The sequence below is a fragment of the Priestia sp. 10L35 genome (genome assembly GCF_056395685.1).
Genome location: NZ_JBFTKA010000001.1, coordinates 901,527 through 918,551, shown reverse-complemented (window position 1 = coordinate 918,551; position 17,025 = coordinate 901,527). Strand labels below are relative to the sequence as shown.

15 protein-coding genes are annotated in these 17,025 nt (G+C 37.8%); 4 read left to right on the top strand and 11 right to left on the bottom strand.

The genetic code is table 11. The annotated features are described in order from the left end of the window. Positions 1 to 4 precede the first annotated feature (4 nt). The 3 genes from AC1DEF_RS04680 to AC1DEF_RS04670 all read right to left on the bottom strand — a co-directional run bounded on the left by AC1DEF_RS04680 (position 5) and on the right by AC1DEF_RS04670 (position 3,635). Positions 5 to 1,690: a DUF6044 family protein gene (locus AC1DEF_RS04680; protein ID WP_097824431.1), complete on the bottom strand. Its 1,686-nt coding sequence runs from the start codon at positions 1,688 to 1,690 to the stop codon at positions 5 to 7. Between the two features lie 37 nt (positions 1,691 to 1,727). Beyond that, positions 1,728 to 2,150, bottom strand: a complete 423-nt coding sequence (locus tag AC1DEF_RS04675; protein WP_013084632.1) for a GtrA family protein — start codon at positions 2,148 to 2,150, stop codon at positions 1,728 to 1,730. A gap of 159 nt (positions 2,151 to 2,309) precedes the next feature. After that, entirely contained in the window at positions 2,310 to 3,635 is a 1,326-nt protein-coding gene (locus tag AC1DEF_RS04670; protein WP_097824432.1) for a metallophosphoesterase, read from the bottom strand. A gap of 221 nt (positions 3,636 to 3,856) precedes the next feature. On the opposite strand from AC1DEF_RS04670, the gene AC1DEF_RS04665 reads away from it, so the two are divergent. Next, positions 3,857 to 5,242 (top strand): protoporphyrinogen oxidase, encoded by a 1,386-nt coding sequence (locus tag AC1DEF_RS04665; protein ID WP_097824433.1) that lies wholly within the window; start codon positions 3,857 to 3,859, stop codon positions 5,240 to 5,242. A 474-nt stretch (positions 5,243 to 5,716) separates the two neighbouring features. On the opposite strand, the gene AC1DEF_RS04660 is transcribed toward AC1DEF_RS04665, so the two are convergent. The 4 genes from AC1DEF_RS04660 to AC1DEF_RS04645 all read right to left on the bottom strand — a co-directional run bounded on the left by AC1DEF_RS04660 (position 5,717) and on the right by AC1DEF_RS04645 (position 9,139). After that, on the bottom strand, positions 5,717 to 6,568 hold the full coding sequence (locus tag AC1DEF_RS04660) for a VOC family protein (RefSeq protein WP_097824434.1): 852 nt from the start codon (positions 6,566 to 6,568) through the stop codon (positions 5,717 to 5,719). Between the two features lie 202 nt (positions 6,569 to 6,770). Next, on the bottom strand, positions 6,771 to 7,709 hold the full coding sequence (locus AC1DEF_RS04655; RefSeq protein ID WP_043978291.1) for an MBL fold metallo-hydrolase: 939 nt from the start codon (positions 7,707 to 7,709) through the stop codon (positions 6,771 to 6,773). A gap of 24 nt (positions 7,710 to 7,733) precedes the next feature. Further along, the gene (locus AC1DEF_RS04650; protein ID WP_097824435.1) at positions 7,734 to 8,660 is read right to left on the bottom strand and encodes a DMT family transporter; all 927 of its coding nucleotides are present in this window, start codon (positions 8,658 to 8,660) and stop codon (positions 7,734 to 7,736) included. After that, entirely contained in the window at positions 8,657 to 9,139 is a 483-nt protein-coding gene (locus AC1DEF_RS04645; protein WP_477727305.1) for a GNAT family N-acetyltransferase, read from the bottom strand. Before AC1DEF_RS04645 ends, AC1DEF_RS04650 begins: the two co-directional genes overlap by 4 nt. A 220-nt stretch (positions 9,140 to 9,359) precedes the next feature. Here AC1DEF_RS04645 and AC1DEF_RS04640 point away from each other — a divergent pair, with 220 nt between their 5' ends. After that, the gene (locus tag AC1DEF_RS04640; protein ID WP_043978286.1) at positions 9,360 to 9,980 is read left to right on the top strand and encodes a LysE family translocator; all 621 of its coding nucleotides are present in this window, start codon (positions 9,360 to 9,362) and stop codon (positions 9,978 to 9,980) included. A 277-nt stretch (positions 9,981 to 10,257) separates the two neighbouring features. Beyond that, positions 10,258 to 11,691, top strand: a complete 1,434-nt coding sequence (locus AC1DEF_RS04635) for an alanine/glycine:cation symporter family protein (protein WP_043978284.1) — start codon at positions 10,258 to 10,260, stop codon at positions 11,689 to 11,691. 63 nt (positions 11,692 to 11,754) lie between these two features. Here AC1DEF_RS04635 and AC1DEF_RS04630 read toward each other — a convergent pair whose 3' ends face one another. Both AC1DEF_RS04630 and AC1DEF_RS04625 read right to left on the bottom strand, forming a co-directional pair. Continuing rightward, entirely contained in the window at positions 11,755 to 12,207 is a 453-nt protein-coding gene (locus AC1DEF_RS04630; protein WP_097824437.1) for a CBO0543 family protein, read from the bottom strand. Between the two features lie 157 nt (positions 12,208 to 12,364). Next, positions 12,365 to 13,330: a bile acid:sodium symporter family protein gene (locus tag AC1DEF_RS04625; protein ID WP_043978279.1), complete on the bottom strand. Its 966-nt coding sequence runs from the start codon at positions 13,328 to 13,330 to the stop codon at positions 12,365 to 12,367. Between the two features lie 291 nt (positions 13,331 to 13,621). On the opposite strand from AC1DEF_RS04625, the gene AC1DEF_RS04620 reads away from it, so the two are divergent. Beyond that, positions 13,622 to 14,728, top strand: a complete 1,107-nt coding sequence (locus AC1DEF_RS04620) for a mechanosensitive ion channel family protein (protein ID WP_043976672.1) — start codon at positions 13,622 to 13,624, stop codon at positions 14,726 to 14,728. Positions 14,729 to 14,768: 40 nt separating this feature from the next. On the opposite strand, the gene safA is transcribed toward AC1DEF_RS04620, so the two are convergent. Beyond that, entirely contained in the window at positions 14,769 to 15,392 is a 624-nt protein-coding gene (gene safA, locus AC1DEF_RS04615; protein WP_097824438.1) for a SafA/ExsA family spore coat assembly protein, read from the bottom strand. 137 nt (positions 15,393 to 15,529) lie between these two features. Then, positions 15,530 to 16,894 (bottom strand): hemolysin family protein, encoded by a 1,365-nt coding sequence (locus tag AC1DEF_RS04610; RefSeq protein ID WP_025750170.1) that lies wholly within the window; start codon positions 16,892 to 16,894, stop codon positions 15,530 to 15,532. Between the last annotated feature and the right edge of the window lie 131 nt (positions 16,895 to 17,025).

Below are 17,025 nucleotides of genomic sequence, written 5' to 3'. Positions count from 1 at the left end.
CCCCTTACTTTGCTTCATATACATACACTTTCCAAGCGGACTGTTTATCGTTAAACGCTTTTAAAAAGTGCAAACCGTCACTTTCAGCATTTTCGATTGGCACAGCTGAAAAGATATAGCGACCGCCCATTTTTTTAAATTGGCTGATATTAAGCTGCAAATGACGGATTTTTTTCGTTGAGTCTTTTCGATAATCATATTTTTTCCCTAGCTCGCTAACAAACACATAGCAGCGGTTGCCCCAGTGATCATAGTAACTTTCTAACTTTTTATTTTTATCAAGCTCTTTGGCAATGATTTTGCGAAACTCATGTTTATACGTTAACGGATAGAAGTTGTTATACGTATCGAGCGTATAAAAGCCGTTATACTGAGCAATTGATGGATGAAGCCCAATGCTTGCTACCCGATAAGATGATTTAGGTTTCCCTATATATCTGCTGATTTCATCGAATTGATGGACAGCATAAAATTCTTTGACTGACGGCTCGTGATTGTAGCGATAATAAAGCTCAGGGTTCGCTATAAATAACACAAGCAGCTGTAAAATCAAACACACCCACACAAACTTTTTCCACGCCTTGCTCCGTTTCCATAAAACATAGCTGCCAACTGCAAACATCAAATAAATAATGAGCGGGCGTAAAAAATGAAATCTAGCAAAGTTAAACGTATTAAAAAGCTGATATTTTTCTTTTAACGGCTCCCATCCTTTATAAAACCAAAACGCATACCAAATCGACAGTAGGAGATTAAGAATAAATAACTGCAAAAACGTTTTTTCAAGCTTTCCTTTCTGATTCCGAGCAACAATCCACAGTACAATAAAAGAAAGCGGCAAAATGACAAAAGTATGAAGTGTCATTACATGTGTATGTCCAAGCGTATAGTTCTTAAAAGCAAGGCGAACGGAATGTCCGAAACTTAGAGTAGAGCTTAAAAATTCATTTCGACTCGTCGGGGCCTCGGGAAATAAAAGAGAATCAACAAGACGGTATTCAATGAGCAGAAAGACAGCAGTCATCGCTGCAATACTGCTTAAAAAAGGAATATTCCAAACTCGTTTTTTAACTGCATCTCTTAGCCACAGCATTCCCATCGCCGTTAAAAAGAAGAAAAATCCTAGAACAAAGCTCGCGTAAAACGGAAGTAATAAAAGAGTAAGCCATTCCTTCCACGTTCCTTCGCGGTTTCGAATGGTTAAAAACGCCCACAGCGCCAGCGGCTGTCCTAATGTACTCAGCATGCCCGAAGGCCAAAATGGCGTAAGTGCAAAAGCAAGTGATACAAGCACTCGAATCGCATAAGCATCCTCACTTTTAATAAAATGCTTTTTTAATAATAAGTACATTCCAATTAAAGCAAATACGCGCGTGATCGTTTGGCTGAGACTGTACGCAAGCATGGTCGGAAATAAACCATACAGCCACTGAATACCGCTAAATTCTGTTCCAAACGTATTCCTCGGCAATCCATTAATAATTTGAGGTAATACGGCATGACTGGAGCCAAACAGCTCTCCGCTTCGATGCAGAACTTTATACCACGTAATATTTGAGTCTAAATTATCATGCACGCGTATATGTGAATTTTCCCCGAGCAAAAACATAGGAGATACATACGCAAGCAGCAAAAGGAAAGCGATAATAAGCAATGTTTTTTCTTTATTCATAGCTGTTTCTTTCTTCATCTGTTAACACCTATTTCCATTTCATAATTGCTAGAAGCTAATCGTGTACGACGACTGCTTCTTTTTTTGTATTGAATACAAAATATTTTTGACCCGTATAATTTAAAAGTGTATACAGACCTGTTCCAATTAATATACCGACGTCTTTTTTGAACGGACGCACAGCAGCAGGAAGTTGATGCAATAACCAGCTGGAGAACTGCAGTCCAATATAGTAAGACAAGCCGTAGCAAACGCCGATAACCAAAATAAAACGCAGTATGCTTGTAGATAAATGAACTCCGCTTTTAAACGTAAATATTCGATTTAACACGTAGCTGACGACTGCTCCTGCTGCGTTTCCGATAAACGTTGCTGCCCAGTAATGATGAAAAATATGAAGCAGCACATACATAATGGAAAGACCTACTGCTGTATTGACCAGTCCCACTACTAAAAAACGTACAAAAGATCCTTTCATACAAACTCCTTTTGATTTTTGATACTTTCATTAAAATTACATATTATGACTTTAAATACAGTTTCAGTGTAGCAACTCCACTTAAAAATCTAATGAAAATAACATTAAAAACAGATGAAAAAAAGCTAAAAGAATCAATAAAAATTAGGATTCTTTTAGCTATTTAGTAGAGCCTTCAATGATTAATTTTTGGTCGCTTTGATTGTCAAACGCATCCACTGCCGCTACTTCTATTTGATACGCAGTATGAGGCTGTAAACCTGATAACGGAAGACTTAGAACATCCGGAACAGGATCGCTGTAGTATTGAGAAAATGCATTATATGTTTTGACCACTTCTCCAGTTTGTTTATTTTTGACGGTAATGCGATAAGAATGAACCATCAGATTATCCACTGCTTGCGTAAACTGGATATACAGCTGATTCGATGAAGCTTTTTCTTGTATAACAGAAATAGTAGAGCTTGGGAGAAAAATCGGTTTTACTAAATCTCGTTCATTCGTGTAGTGAAACTTTTTTGCATCTGCAGGTATGTTAATTTCCCACGCTTCTCCTGTCCACTTATTTGCGTGAAAATCTCGCCTTTTAACGACTACTTTTCGATTATAAACCTCTACAAGAAGACCTTGACTCACATCTCGGTAGCCAGGAGGAAGTTCACCTTGTAAATATCCGGCACCAGGCCATATATACCGAACAGAAGACGTTGCAAGAGATGTAAAATCTCTTTGAAAAATAGTACGAGGATCGTCCAACGGATGGTGGGTATGACCAGAAAATGTAATGACTTGCGGATAAGGTTTTAACGTATTGTAAAGAAGCTTTTCATTCACTTCTATCCCCCATCTGTTTTTCCCGTAAAGTGTATTGTTAATAGGCTGATGAATAAAGACAAAAATCGGTTTTTTAGGATCGTCTCGCTTTGCTATCTTCAACTGTTCAGCAAGCCAGTTAATTTGTTTGACTGAATAATCACCGGCGGTCAGACGGCTTTCTGTTCCAAGCATGATAAAATGATATCCTTTTATCACTTGATGAAAATAAAGAGCTTTCATTTTAGTTTTAGATAAAAAACGCTGCTGCGCTTGCTGATTAGTTACGCTGTCCCTGTATTCATGATTACCAATCGTAAAAAGAGATACGGCCTGCGGCTGTTTATTTTGATTATAAATAGAAAAAAAGCGGTCGTATTCTTTTAACGCGCCGGTATCAGCCAAATCTCCTACTACTACAAATGCATCTTGTTTCGGTGCCTGTTCATTTAATTGCGTTAATGCATGTTGAAAAGTACGCAAATCAAGCGTTCCTGTTTCCTTAATATGAACATCACTGATCACAGGAAAAACTAGCTTTGGTTCGATGTATCCGCTTCGTCCGCTCTTCTCTTCGGCTCGTACGTTTAAGGTAATACCGCATATAAGAACACTTATTAATACTAAAGCGAGCCAGTCTTTTTTCAGCGTTTCCATAAAACCGCCGAGCATGATGCTTCCTCCTTTCTTCACTGCTGCGTCTCAGTCATTTTCTCTACGTGTATGAGCTTTTATTTTATGTAATTTCAAAATATCTAATCGTATAGTTTCAATATTTCTTTTCGTGTTTGCACACACTATGTTCACAATCAATTCATTACACTTTTCCTAGTCATAGTGGTATGATTTTCGTATATTACAGACTAATTGTTGAAAATGTAGGAGTGAATATTTTGAAAACGGTCGCTGTTATTGGAGGAGGAATTACGGGCTTAACCACTCTGTACTATTTGCAGAAACTAAAACGAGAACGTAATCTCCCGGTTAAATTATTATTACTAGAGAAACATGCCTATTTAGGAGGGAAAATCAATACGCGTGAAGCTGGGGAATTTATCATGGAAACAGGGGCGGATTCTATTGTAGCTCGAAAAGAAAACGTTATGCCTCTGCTAGAAGAGCTGTACTTAACAAACGATTTAGTATATAACGAAACGGGCAAATCGTTTATTTACTCTGCTAATGAGCTGCTTCCAATTCCTGAAGATACCATGTTCGGTATTCCAACAAGCGTGGAATCTCTTTTTAAAAGCGAGCTGATTTCTTCAAAAGCTAAAATTACAGCTTTAAAAGACTTAATCACTAAAAATACAACGTTTACGAAAGACAGCTCAATCGGACTCTTTTTAAAACATTTTTTAGGAGAAGAGCTAGTAGAAAAGCAAATTGCACCTATTTTATCCGGCGTCTACTCTGGGGATTTAGACAAACTTACGATTTCTTCGACTCTCCCGTATCTGCTCGACTACAAAAACACGTACGGCAGCATCATCAAAGGAATGGGAGCCAATGAAAAAAAATTTAAAACGGCAGGAAATAAAAAATTCATTTCGTTTAAACAAGGTTTATCAACGATTATTCACCGCTTAGAAGAAGAGCTTTCTGATGTAACGATTTTAAAAGATACGCCAACTACCAGCATAAAACGGGACGGTGAACGCTACCAAATCAGTACGCCGGGGCAAGCCTATTCAGCAGATTATGTGGTGTTAGCTACACCGCACACGGCTGCTCAGCACCTGTTGAACGATCCCGAATTAAACGAAGACTTTGAGCAGTTAAAAGATTCTTCTCTCATTAGCGTATACATCGGCTATGACGTTCCAGACGAATACCTTCCCGCTGAAGGCACTGGATTTATTGTCTCTCAATCAAGCAACTTAATCGCCAATGCCTGCACGTGGACGAGCAAAAAATGGGCTCACACTTCTAAGCGAGGGAATTTGTTAGTTCGCCTGTTTTATAAAAGTACGAGTCACCACTTTGACAGCCTGCGGACGATGTCAAAAGAAGAGCTGCTAGCAGTGGCACAAAAGGACATTGAAAACAGCTTAGGAATCAAAGAGGAGCCTATTGAAAGCGACGTAACCAATTGGGATAAATTGATGCCTACCTATCACCTTAAACACGGTGAACTTGTACGCAGCTTGACTCAAAAATTGCATGACAAGCACCCCGCTATTACATTAGCCGGCTGTTCTTACTATGGAGTAGGCATTGCAGCGTGTATGACAAACGGCAAACAAACGGCTGAAGCTATCTCTCAACAGTTGACTTAAAAAATGTTTGAAAACAATAAAAGGCCTGAAAATAAATATATTATTTTCAGGCCTTTTATTACCTTTTCGTTAGCATATAAAGCTACTTTCCTTACTATTAACAACTCTTTTATCGCTTTTCTTTTTGCAAAGCAGCAGTAGCAAACAATACAAGATAGCGCTCGTCTGAAGTTAATCTAAGCCAATGTTTCACTTTATATCTCACAGGTTTCCGCTCCCTTCTTTCAAGGTTTTATATGAAAAGACTTTATATAAAAATTCAATAACGATAAGAAATGATGCTTGATATGTATTTTATTCCCACGCCCGCTTGTTTACAAACTTTTTTAAACGTAAGACTCTTCGTTTATTTCCCTGAAAATAACACCGTTTTCGCCATTATCATCTTACTATTTGAGAAAAAAGTGTACATTTCTTTCCTATTTTGACGAACATTGCGATAAATAAAAGCTGCCAATTGCGGCAGCTTTTATGTTAAAGGACTAATCTAATTATATTGCCTGATGGATCTTTTGTGATGAAATCTTGGTTTTCTTTAGACACAGCTACTCCGATTTCACGAAGCTTATTTATTGCCTGCTCCCTTTCTTCTTCAGCTGGAAAAACAAGTGTAAATGACTCTAAACCAACGCTGCTTTCAAGAGGACTAGGCGCTCCAATTCCATTCCAAACGTTTAGTCCGATGTGATGATGATAGCGCCCAGTTGAAATAAACAATGCTTGATTATGGTAATTGCTCACAACCTCAAAACCTAATCCATTTCGATAAAAGTTTTCCGTTTGCTCTAATTCAGAAACGTGAAGATGAATATGTCCCATTAAGGTAGCAGAAGGTAATCCTGTCCATGGTTTACCGTTTCCTTCAGCTAATATCGCTTCTGCATCTAAAGGTTTTGTAGCCATTACTACTTCACTGTCATTCCATTCCCATGTACTTGACGGACGATCTCGATAAATCTCTATGCCGTTTCCATCTGGATCTGCCAAGTACAGCGCTTCGCTCACTAGATGATCAGACGCCCCTTGAAGCGGATAACCGCTATTTAACAAATGCTGCAGTATACTTCCTAAATCAGAACGAGTCGGCAACAATAGAGCAAAATGATATAAGCCTGTTGTACGAGGCTGTTTTGCTGTAACGTTTTCCGGCTGTTCAATCGATAACAGCGCCGTGCGTCCATCAGCTGTTAACAGAGCTTTGTTCTCTTTTCTCCCTAAAAGTTTAAACCCGATTATTTGCTGATAAAAAGCAAGTGAACGCTCTAAATTTTCTACTTTTAAATTTACTTTCCCAACAAATACATGAGGTGCACGGTGAAAGTTCATGATTATTTCTCCTTTTGAATGTATCATTTTTTAATCAACTTACTTTATGTAACTTATTATATTTTTATAACTTTATTTCGTCAAGTTATTTATTTTACTATCATAACTTAAAACTTATATCACTGCACAACCAATTGAATAAGCCCGCCTGCTCATAACATAGTATGAACAGGCGGGCTTATTTATCATTAGGCATAAACTATCAAAACAGTTCTCTGCTTTTGCGTTTGACATTTCCATTAACAAAATACTGTATTCTCTCTTTTTGCTCATTTGTTGGTTTTTTATACGTTTCACATTCAAACTGAAAACATGCTTTTTCTAAATCGACTTCATTTCCTACAATTTCTCCAATCGCACTCAATTGGTTTAAATCTTGCCAAAGTTCCTCAGGAGTTTCAGGGTCAAAATGAGATGAGAGATAATACTGCGCATCATATTTCTTAAGCTCTCTCTGAATCCGCTCAAAGTCTTCTTTATCATAACTCCAGTCACCGCTATAAAAATCTGGACATAGACAATCACCTAAAAACAGGACTTTTTCTTGGGGTATGTAGACAATGGACGAGTCCTGCGCGTGTACTCCGCCAATATGCTGAATGCAACAAGTGATTCCACCTAGGTCAACTTCCATATGATGATGAAACGTTACGTCCGGCTCCTGTAAAATTAACGTCTCTCGACTCGGCATTTCTTTCTTGATCATATCCCGGCAAAACTCGATTTCCTCCCCCTCCTGGACGCGTTTATCCAAGGAATCATCGTCCCAGCGCAGTGTCTTTAAATAGGCCAGCTTTTTCTTTGTTAAATGATGGCTGATTGTATACTTATTCATTGCATGAATACCAAATGTATGATCCCAGTGCCAATGCGTAATAGCTACTCCTTTGATTGGAGGGACGCCCATTTTTTCCACTTCTTCTAAAAATGATGATGCATGCGCAGGAGAATTCCCGGCATCTACGATGAAACTATACTTCTCCCCGCAGATAAGCCCGAGCACCGGCCGATCCGTTTCTTCAGAATGAGGAAAGTAATAAACATGGTCCGTTAGTTTTTTCAGCATATTTACACCCGCTTTATGTAGTTTAATAAAAGCCTCTTTACCAAATGGTAAATAATGATAAATAAACTGTATCATACTCGGTGCTGCTTGCCTATCCAATTAGCTGATATTGGACTTTCCTTGAAGAGCCATGACTTTTTCCGGCTCTGCTGCTTTGTACTTTAAGAAGATCATCACACTAATCATCACAATCATTCCTCCCACTAGCTGAGAAACAGTTGTCATTTCTCCAAGCAAGAAATAAGCGAGAATGATGGCACCAATTGGCTCGCCTAAAATAGCCATTGAAATTGTCGTAGCACCTACGTACTTTAACAGCCAGTTAAATAAGGCATGACCAAAAATATTAGGAATAAGCGCTAAAAGCAAAAAGATCCACCAATCTTTTATGTCATATTGAGTCAGCGATACATTTGTACAAATATTGTAGACAAATAGAACCAGGCCACCGATAAAAAAAACGGCGAAGCTATAGATGGTTGAAGGCATTTTCCTGCATAATTCTTGCCCCGCGAGCATATGAACAGAAACAGCTACTGTACCTAAAATAGAAAGTAAGTCTCCGTAAAGAGCCGTTTTGGTTACTCCGATATCTCCCGATGCAATAATTACCGAGCCGCTAACAGCAATTAAAATGCTGATGATTCCTACTTTGCTTGTTTTTTCTTTAAATAAAAAATAAGCTCCTATCACTACGAAGACCGGCTCAAGCGCAGTCAAAATCATAGCGCTAGCAACTGTTGTATGTGAAAAAGACTCCATCCAAAACAGAAAGTGAAGCCCTAAAAACACGCCTGATACAGCTAGCATTAGCCATTCTTTTACCGTGCTGTTTTTAAAAAGAATTTTCATTTGCCTCCATGGTAAAAACGGTAAAAATAAAAGGACCGTAAACAGCAGTCTATACATTCCTAAAATAGAAGCAGGCGCGTCCGACCATTTAATTAAAATAGAAGAAAAAGAAACGGCTAATACACCGATTAAAAGAAAGACAGGAGGCGGTAAAGGAAGAGTTGATTTATTCATGCCATTACTCCTTTTAGAATCTCTTTTTTCATATTTACTACGGGAATATCCACTCCGTCTCTATGTACGATTTCTTTTTGCTCTATGTAAAAGCCGATTGATTCATACAAAGCTATATTACGAAAAACACTCATTCTCACCTTGCATAATAAACTTTCCTTGCCACACTCTTTGGCGTATGTTTCTAACCATTGAATAAGCTGTTTAGCCATTCCTTTTCCTTGAAAAGCAGGAATAACAGACAGGCGATAAAAATATAAGCTTGTTTCTTCTAGCGTAAAACGCGCCATCGCTACCGGCTTATTTTCGACGTATAAAATGACAGCTTTTTTTCCGTGCTTTAACGATTGTATAATAGATTCGATTGTTTCATCAAGAGCACTGGATGGTGGGACAGAATCGCGATAGACGGAGAAGGCTTGCAGCATAAGATCATGAACTGTAGCAGCGTCCTCCGGCTGTGCTAAACAGTACTTCATAAATTTTCACCCTCTTTCTATAAAAATTAAGTATATCGAATTATTATACAACACCACCTATTTTTTTCCTACACTTTTATTGATTTTTATTAAGGAGAATAACCTCTTTTTACGCTTTTACACCTTCTTAACTTTACTCCATTAATCTATTAATTCATTAGCACACACTCTTGAGAACTTTTTGTCGAAATGGTTAAAATTCTGTTGGGAGGGAATCATCATGACATTTTCTTGGCTTATACCTTACATAGCCGTGTCACTTATCATTGTCTTAATACCAGGACAAGACATGATTTTCGTAATGACACAAAGTATTGCTTCAGGCGTCAAAGCAGGCATCAAAACCGTATTAGGATCTATTACGGGAACATTTGTACATACTCTTTTAGCCGCAGTGGGGCTATCTATTATCTTTCAAAAATCAATTATTGCCTTTACGATTCTAAAGGTTATAGGTGTTCTGTACCTGCTGTTTTTAGCCTACCAATCGTTTCGCGAGAAAAGCGGTCCGTTGGAATTAACAGAAAACGTTCAGCAGCACCATCACTTTAGAAAAGGATTTGTTAGCAACTTAACCAATCCAAAAGTAGCTATTTTCTTCATTACGTTCTTACCGCAGTTTGTTAATTCGTCTCTTGGACATGTAAGTTTGCAAATGATTTTGTTTGGTATCATCTTTATCGCCGAAACGCTCATCATCTTTTCACTTATTGCGCTATTTGCTTCTGGCCTTGGGAAAAAAGTCAAAAAAAGCCGTATCTTTCAGCACACATTAAAATATGTAAAAGGAACGGTTTTTGGCGTACTTGGCCTAAAACTTTTATTTTCTAGCAACAATTAAGTAAAACAAACTGAAATTTCTTTCACCCCTGCTGTTATCGCCTTTTCATACCCGCTTCATTTGTCATATCACCCTATTTTTCCATGTGAGGTTAGTTGACAAAAGACCAAAATTATTATTTTATATATATATAAGGTTCAGATTTAGCAACAAGATTCGACAAGGATAATGAAGAAAAACAGCGGGGAAATAGGGAGATCTATCTAAATAGAGGGAAAATTCTATAAATTCACGTTTTTTATTATTATTCTACTATAATTCATGAAGAGGTGAAACTATGCAAGAAGTAGTTCAAGGTTTTGTTAGTTCAATCAACGAATTTCTTTGGTCCTACTTACTGATTGCGATGCTGATTGCATTTGGTTTGTTTTTTACATTCAGGTCAAAGTTTTTACAAATTCGGTTATTAAAAGAAATGATTCGTGTATTAAAAGAAGGTGCGGATAGCTCTTCTAAAGACGGAATTTCGCCATTCCAAGCGTTTTGTATCAGTATGGCAGCCCGCGTTGGTACGGGGAACATTACAGGTATTGCGATTGCGATCGCTTTAGGGGGACCTGGTGCTGTATTTTGGATGTGGGTGCTTGCCGTTATTGGCTCAGCTTCAGCATTTATCGAAAGTACATTAGCACAAATATACAAAGTAAAAGACAAAGACGGCGGCTTCCGAGGCGGACCGGCTTACTATATGGAAAAAGGGTTAAAGAAGCGCTGGATGGGCGGACTGTTTGCTGTCTTAATCACTTTATCATTCGGCTTAATTTTTAATGCTGTACAATCGAACACGATTACTCTTGCGTTTGAAAATGCGTTCGGAACAAATCGTTTAGTGTTAGGAATTATTATGACAGTGGCTTTCGCTGCCATTATTTTTGGCGGAGTTAAGCGTATTGCAAAAATGTCAGAATACATTGTTGTGGTACTAGCTGTTGCCTATATTGCAGTAGCACTTTTCATTATTATCATGAACATTCAAGAGATGCCTTCTCTTATTGCGTTAATCGTTAAAAATGCATTTGGTTTCGATCAAATTGCCGGCGGTTCTCTTGGAGCAGCTCTTATGCAAGGAATTAAACGCGGATTATTCTCAAACGAAGCTGGTATGGGTAGTGCTCCAAATGCAGCCGCAGCTGCAACAACAAGCCACCCGGTAAAGCAAGGATTGATTCAAGCATTTGGTGTATTAACAGATACGCTTATTATTTGTAGTAGTACTGCCTTTATCATTTTGCTTTCAGGTACTTATACAAATAAAAATTTAAGCGGTATTGAGTTAACACAAGCTGCTTTAAGCACTCACATTGGCTCTTGGGCAACAGGTGCTCTTGCAATTATGATTTTCCTATTTGCTTTTAGTACATTAATCGGTAACTACTACTACGGAGAAACAAATATTGAGTTCTTGAACACAAATAAAGCTTGGCTAGTAACTTACCGTGTTGCTGTACTTGCAATGATTGTGTTCGGTTCTATTTCTCAAATTCAGCTTGTATGGGATTTAGCAGACCTGTTTATGGGCTTGATGGTAGTGGTCAACTTAATCGCGATTCTCTTGCTCTCGAAAATTTCTTTTGCAGCACTGAAAGATTATCTTGCTCAAAAGAAAGCTGGAAAAGACCCTGTCTTCTACCAAGACAGCATTTCTGGACTTGATAATATTGATGCATGGGATCATTCAAAAGATAAATCTAGCTCGAAAGAAGCGATCTAATAAAAAAAGCCGTGAATATTCACGGCTTTTTTTATTGTGCAAATTTACTTCTTTTTCTTTCTTCTAGTGAAGCAGTCTAAGACTAACCAAATACCTATAGTATAAATAAATCACGCCGTACGGAATCCAGTAGGAAAAAAATGTCCAGCCGAGATTCCATCCGTTTCCGTATGTAACTCTTTCCATATGCACATACGTTCCTTCTAAACATGTTGTAAACAGCGCAATAAGAAAAATAAAAAAATGAGGCTTTCCAATTCGCTGGATTAAAAAAATCATATAGCTAGCCAATACAGGATAGACGCCTAAATTAAAAGGCAGCGCTTCTAATGCTTCATTTTCTAAAGAAGTCCGGAGTTTCCAAAAACCATAATAGCTCCCTAATTCATTGATAACGATTGCTAAAATGCAAAAAGCAGTTCCTACTAAAGGCAGTAAACGACGATTTTTAGGATGTAAATAGAACGTGCCAAAAATCCAAGGTAAAACAAACGCCAGCGCTATATTGATAAGCAAAAATATCCGACCTTTTTCTTTCTAGTATGCCACACCGTTTCTTTTTCTAATCACCTCGTTATCTTGAACGCAGCAAGCGTAAAAGCACCTTATCCCTCGTCATTAAAACAGAGTGCTTACTTTATGATTACTATGGTTCCTCCCTTGCTTCTTCCATTTATTTTAATGAAACAAATTCAGCGTCTTTTTTCTCGTAATAGTTTTGAACTAAACGCCCTGATAAAGCAGCTAATACCTGCTGAAATAACATCCCCAGCACAACGGGTACAGCAACGGGAGCTGGAAAATAAGATACGGCTAACACGGCTCCGGCGCTAATATTTCTCATGCCTCCGCAAAACGTAAGCGTCACAACTTTTGCTCGGTCCCATCTTAGCCATTTGCCAATCATCCAGCTGAAGAAATAACCAGCTGAACTCATTAAAAAGACGATCACGATAATAAACAGCAGTTTTTTATCAATATGTTTTAAATAAGGTGCAATTACTCCCCCGTTTATCATAACCATCACACTTAGCCCTATTTTCGAAACAGGTGCCAGCTTTGGTCCTAATGTCTGCTTAATTGTTCCTTTTGTATATTGATTTAAGCACATGCCTAACAAAGATGGAAGGACAATCATAAAACACAAATCTTTGACTAACTTTAGCGCTTCCAAATGCACGGTGTCTCCAACTACCAATAAAAGTGTATAAGGAACGATAAGCGGCGCCAAAAGAGTATCAATTAAAATAATGGATAGCGCAAGAGGAATGCTTCCTTTGTAAATCGAGACCCATATAAAACTAGTCACTCCTGTTGGAATGATCGCTGCTAGCAAAAGACCTGTGCTTGTAAATACATCATGTGGAAAAATCACTTGGCCAACGCTCCAAGCCCACGCTGGCATAAAAATATGTAAAACAAACAGGGCCATAATGATTGGAAATGGACGGTGTATCGTGGCATTTAACTGGTGAAAATTTGAATTCAAACTTCCGGCAAACGTCATTAATGCAAAAAGCCATGGAATTAAGAAGGCATACTGACTTAATGACGAACCGATAAGAACTCCTATGAGCAAGCTGACCGGCGTAATAAACGGCATCAATTTTTCTAGCATTCTATTCAATTGACTTAACAAAACTTCTCCCTCCAACGAACGTTTTCAATAAATAATAAGATACATTAACGTTTATAATATCACCTATTTATTATACAACTTATTTTCAGACTGTTGTCTGTCTCTTTTACTAAAAAGAGATATATTCATAATTATCACTTAAATAGATTTAAAGGTATTTTTGTGCTATTTTAATAGGGAAGAAGCTTTTAAAAAGCATGAATTTAGGGTAAAGAACACTCTACATAGAAATGCTTTCGATCGACGGATATAAATGGACTGTAGCACAGTTTTGGTAATTAGGAGGATTGTATGGATTTTTTGAAGTCTCTATCATCGTTAGATGATTGGAAAAAAATCGTGATTGCGATTGGGATCTTTTTGATCTTTTTAATTCTTCGCAAGCTTTTCACGACTTATTTGTTTAAGTTTATTATTGGTTTTGTCAAAAATAAAAAAATCAATTTAATTACGAGCGTTTTGGAAGCTTTTGAAAAGCCGCTGCGCTGGATTTTTGTAATTATTGGTTTCAAGCTTGCTCTTCCCTATCTTCCCTTTGATGTTTTAACAGCCGACACGGAAAGACATTTAGTTCGTTCAGCTTCTGTTGGCCTTGCAGGATGGGGCTTGTATAATTTAGCTGCTTCTACCAATTTATTTTTTGCAACGTTTGCCAAAAATTTCGATATCCAAGTGGATCGAATCATTATTCCTTTTATTGAAAAGTTCATCCGCATCGTTGTTGTTATGCTTTCTATCTCCATCATCGCAGAAGAGTGGGGTTTTAACGTAAACGGCTTTGTAGCGGGTCTTGGTTTAGGTGGTCTTGCTTTTGCCCTAGCCGCTAAAGACACCGTTAGTAATTTATTCGGCGGAATTGTGATTATTACCGAAAAGCCTTTTACCATTGGAGATTGGATTAAAACACCGAGTGTTGAAGGCGTTGTAGAAGATATTACGTTTCGAAGCACCAAAATTCGAACGTTCGCTCAAGCAGTCGTAACGGTTCCAAATGCTACTCTTTCTAATGAACCTATTATTAACTGGGCTAAGATGGGAAAACGTCAAATTGCCTTTCATTTAAACTTGAATTATAATACACCAAAAGAAAAGTTAGAAACCGTAGTGACAAGAATTAAAAAGATGCTGACGGAGCACGAAGAAATTCACAATGAAACGATTCTTGTAAATTTTGACGGCTTTTATGAATCCAGTCTAAATATCTATCTGTATTTCTTTACAAATACAACCGTTTTTGCTGATTATTTAGATGTAAAAGAAAATATAAACTTCGAAATTATGGACATTCTTGAAGAAGAAGGCGTAGAATTTGCTTTCCCTACGCGCACACTCATCGTTGAGCAGGACGGAAAGCTTTCTGGCAATCCAAAAGAATTTCTAGAAAGTGCTCGAAGCTAAAAAAAGCTGACTACTAAGTCAGCTTTTTTTCCTTTCTTTTTTAGTTTGAAATGAACATTTGAGTCCAGTAATGACCGTAGCTTCCACCTTTAGCGTAACCTACTCCAATTTCGGTAAATTGACTCGACAGTATGTTTTTACGGTGACCTTCGCTATTCATCCATGCGTTAACCACTTCTTTTGGAGTTGCTTGTCCAGCAGCGATATTTTCACCTGCTGTACTGTATGTAATACCAAAGTTTTTCATCATGTCGAACGGACTTCCATATGTAGGCGATGTATGACTGAAATAATTTTTATCAATCATATCCTGCGATTTATAGCGAGCAACGCGAGCTACTTCCCAATTAGACTTTAAAGGCTTAAGTCCTACTTTAGCACGTTCTTGATTCACTAGCTGAACTACTTGCTCTTCGTATGAACTTCCTGCTTTATTCGTTGGAATAGTAATTTTCTGTCCCGGATAGATCGAATTAGGATTTTTAATAGCAGAATTCGCTTCAATCAGCTCGGAAACGCCAACCTGATATTTTACTGCTATTTTCCACATCGTATCTCCCGATTGAACGGTATGTACGGTTGCTGCTTGCGCAGTGTTATTAAGACCAAAAGCTAGAGTGACAGACAACAGTGTTACTAATAAAAGTTTTGATAGAGTTTTCATACTTTTATTAAAGCAAATTGATTTTAAGATTCATAGCGGTAATATTATCCCTTAGTTCCATCATATTACTTTATCATCTTCCCAGCACGCTTTTTCCATAAGAAAGGCGCATTGCTCTTTTGCAATGCGCCTTTTTGTTACGAAGATAAAGCCTGTGACTGATTCATGTCTGAAACATTAACCGCTTCATCCGTGCTTTGATGCACCTGACGTTTTTTGATCACATCAATATATTGAATATGATGGCCTTCCATTTTCGTAACGGTAAAGTCATACTGATCAAAGCTAAGGCTTTCTCCTTGCTTGACGTCATATTTTTCCGTCAAGACCCAGCCTCCAATTGTATCAACATCCGTATCATCAATTGTTGTGCCAAGCAACTCGTTAAGCTCACTTACTAATAATTTTCCATCTACAATATAATGATCGGGTTTGACTTTCTGAATTAATGGAAGTTCATCCGCATCAAATTCATCACGAATTTCACCGACAATTTCCTCTAAAATATCCTCTACTGTTACAATCCCTGCTGTTCCTCCGTATTCATCAATTAAAATAGCCATATGGATGCGTTCACGCTGCATCTTAAGCAATAAATCATGAATAGGAATCGATTCAATTACTTCAATAACAGGACGGATATACTGTTTTAAATTTATTTTTTCCTTGCTGTTGTTCATGACAATCTCGGTTAAAATCTCTTTCATATTGACCATTCCAATAATATGGTCTTTATCTCCATCGATGACCGGATAGCGGGTAAACCGCTCTTCTTGGACCATCTCAAGGATGTATTCGACCGTATCTTCCTGGTCAATCGAAACGACTTCCGTACGCGGCACCATAATCTCCTTGGCAACGCGATCATCAAAGTCAAAAATCTTACTTACATATTTAAACTCCGATTGATTGATTTCACCGCTTTTATAGCTTTCTGATAACAAGATGCGAAGCTCTTCTTCACTGTGTGCAAGCTCATTTTCTGAAGCAGGCTTTAGACCAAATAACCCTGTTATTAAACGAGAAGAACTGTTTAATAGCCAAATGAAAGGATAGGTTACTTTATAAAAGAGTATAAGCGGACGAACAAATAATAAAGTGACTTTCTCTGCTTTTTGAATTGCAAATGTTTTCGGAGCAAGCTCTCCGACCACAACGTTTATAAATGTAACAACCGCAAAAGAAATCGCAACAGATAGTACTTTTGTTAAAGCTCCGCTTATCCCTAGTTGATCAAGTAATGGGGACAGGAGATGCGAAAGTGTAGGCTCTCCTAACCAACCAATTCCCAGCGCAGTAATCGTAATACCAAGCTGACACGCAGATAAGTATTCATCTAAGTTTGAAATAACTTGCTTCGCAGCTTTTGCATTGCTGCTCCCTTCTGCTATAAGCTGATCCACTTTGGAACTCCTCACGCGAATAATCGCAAACTCGGTAGCAACGAAAAAAGCAGTTAATGCAATCAGTACCGCTAGTAAAATCAAGTTAAATATGTCCAATCAAGTTCCTTAGCTCGTTTAAAAACGAGTAAGGACTCACCTCCTAAAAAATAAAAAATTTGGATAAAGAACTCTATCCCTGTACTGATCACTTGGAAAAGTGCATATAAGGAGGAATCAAATGATAAATG

What these genes read in the sequence shown, in the direction of transcription:
- AC1DEF_RS04680 (WP_097824431.1), bottom strand. Translation starts at nt 1,690, where the DNA reads ATGAAGAAAGAAACAGCTATGAATAAAGAAAAAACATTGCTTATTATC.
- AC1DEF_RS04675 (WP_013084632.1), bottom strand. Translation starts at nt 2,150, where the DNA reads ATGAAAGGATCTTTTGTACGTTTTTTAGTAGTGGGACTGGTCAATACA.
- AC1DEF_RS04670 (WP_097824432.1), bottom strand. Translation starts at nt 3,635, where the DNA reads ATGCTCGGCGGTTTTATGGAAACGCTGAAAAAAGACTGGCTCGCTTTA.
- AC1DEF_RS04660 (WP_097824434.1), bottom strand. Translation starts at nt 6,568, where the DNA reads ATGAACTTTCACCGTGCACCTCATGTATTTGTTGGGAAAGTAAATTTA.
- AC1DEF_RS04655 (WP_043978291.1), bottom strand. Translation starts at nt 7,709, where the DNA reads ATGATACAGTTTATTTATCATTATTTACCATTTGGTAAAGAGGCTTTT.
- AC1DEF_RS04650 (WP_097824435.1), bottom strand. Translation starts at nt 8,660, where the DNA reads ATGAATAAATCAACTCTTCCTTTACCGCCTCCTGTCTTTCTTTTAATC.
- AC1DEF_RS04645 (WP_477727305.1), bottom strand. Translation starts at nt 9,139, where the DNA reads ATGAAGTACTGTTTAGCACAGCCGGAGGACGCTGCTACAGTTCATGAT.
- AC1DEF_RS04640 (WP_043978286.1), top strand. Translation starts at nt 9,360, where the DNA reads ATGACATTTTCTTGGCTTATACCTTACATAGCCGTGTCACTTATCATT.
- AC1DEF_RS04635 (WP_043978284.1), top strand. Translation starts at nt 10,258, where the DNA reads ATGCAAGAAGTAGTTCAAGGTTTTGTTAGTTCAATCAACGAATTTCTT.
- AC1DEF_RS04620 (WP_043976672.1), top strand. Translation starts at nt 13,622, where the DNA reads ATGGATTTTTTGAAGTCTCTATCATCGTTAGATGATTGGAAAAAAATC.
- safA (WP_097824438.1), bottom strand. Translation starts at nt 15,392, where the DNA reads ATGAAAACTCTATCAAAACTTTTATTAGTAACACTGTTGTCTGTCACT.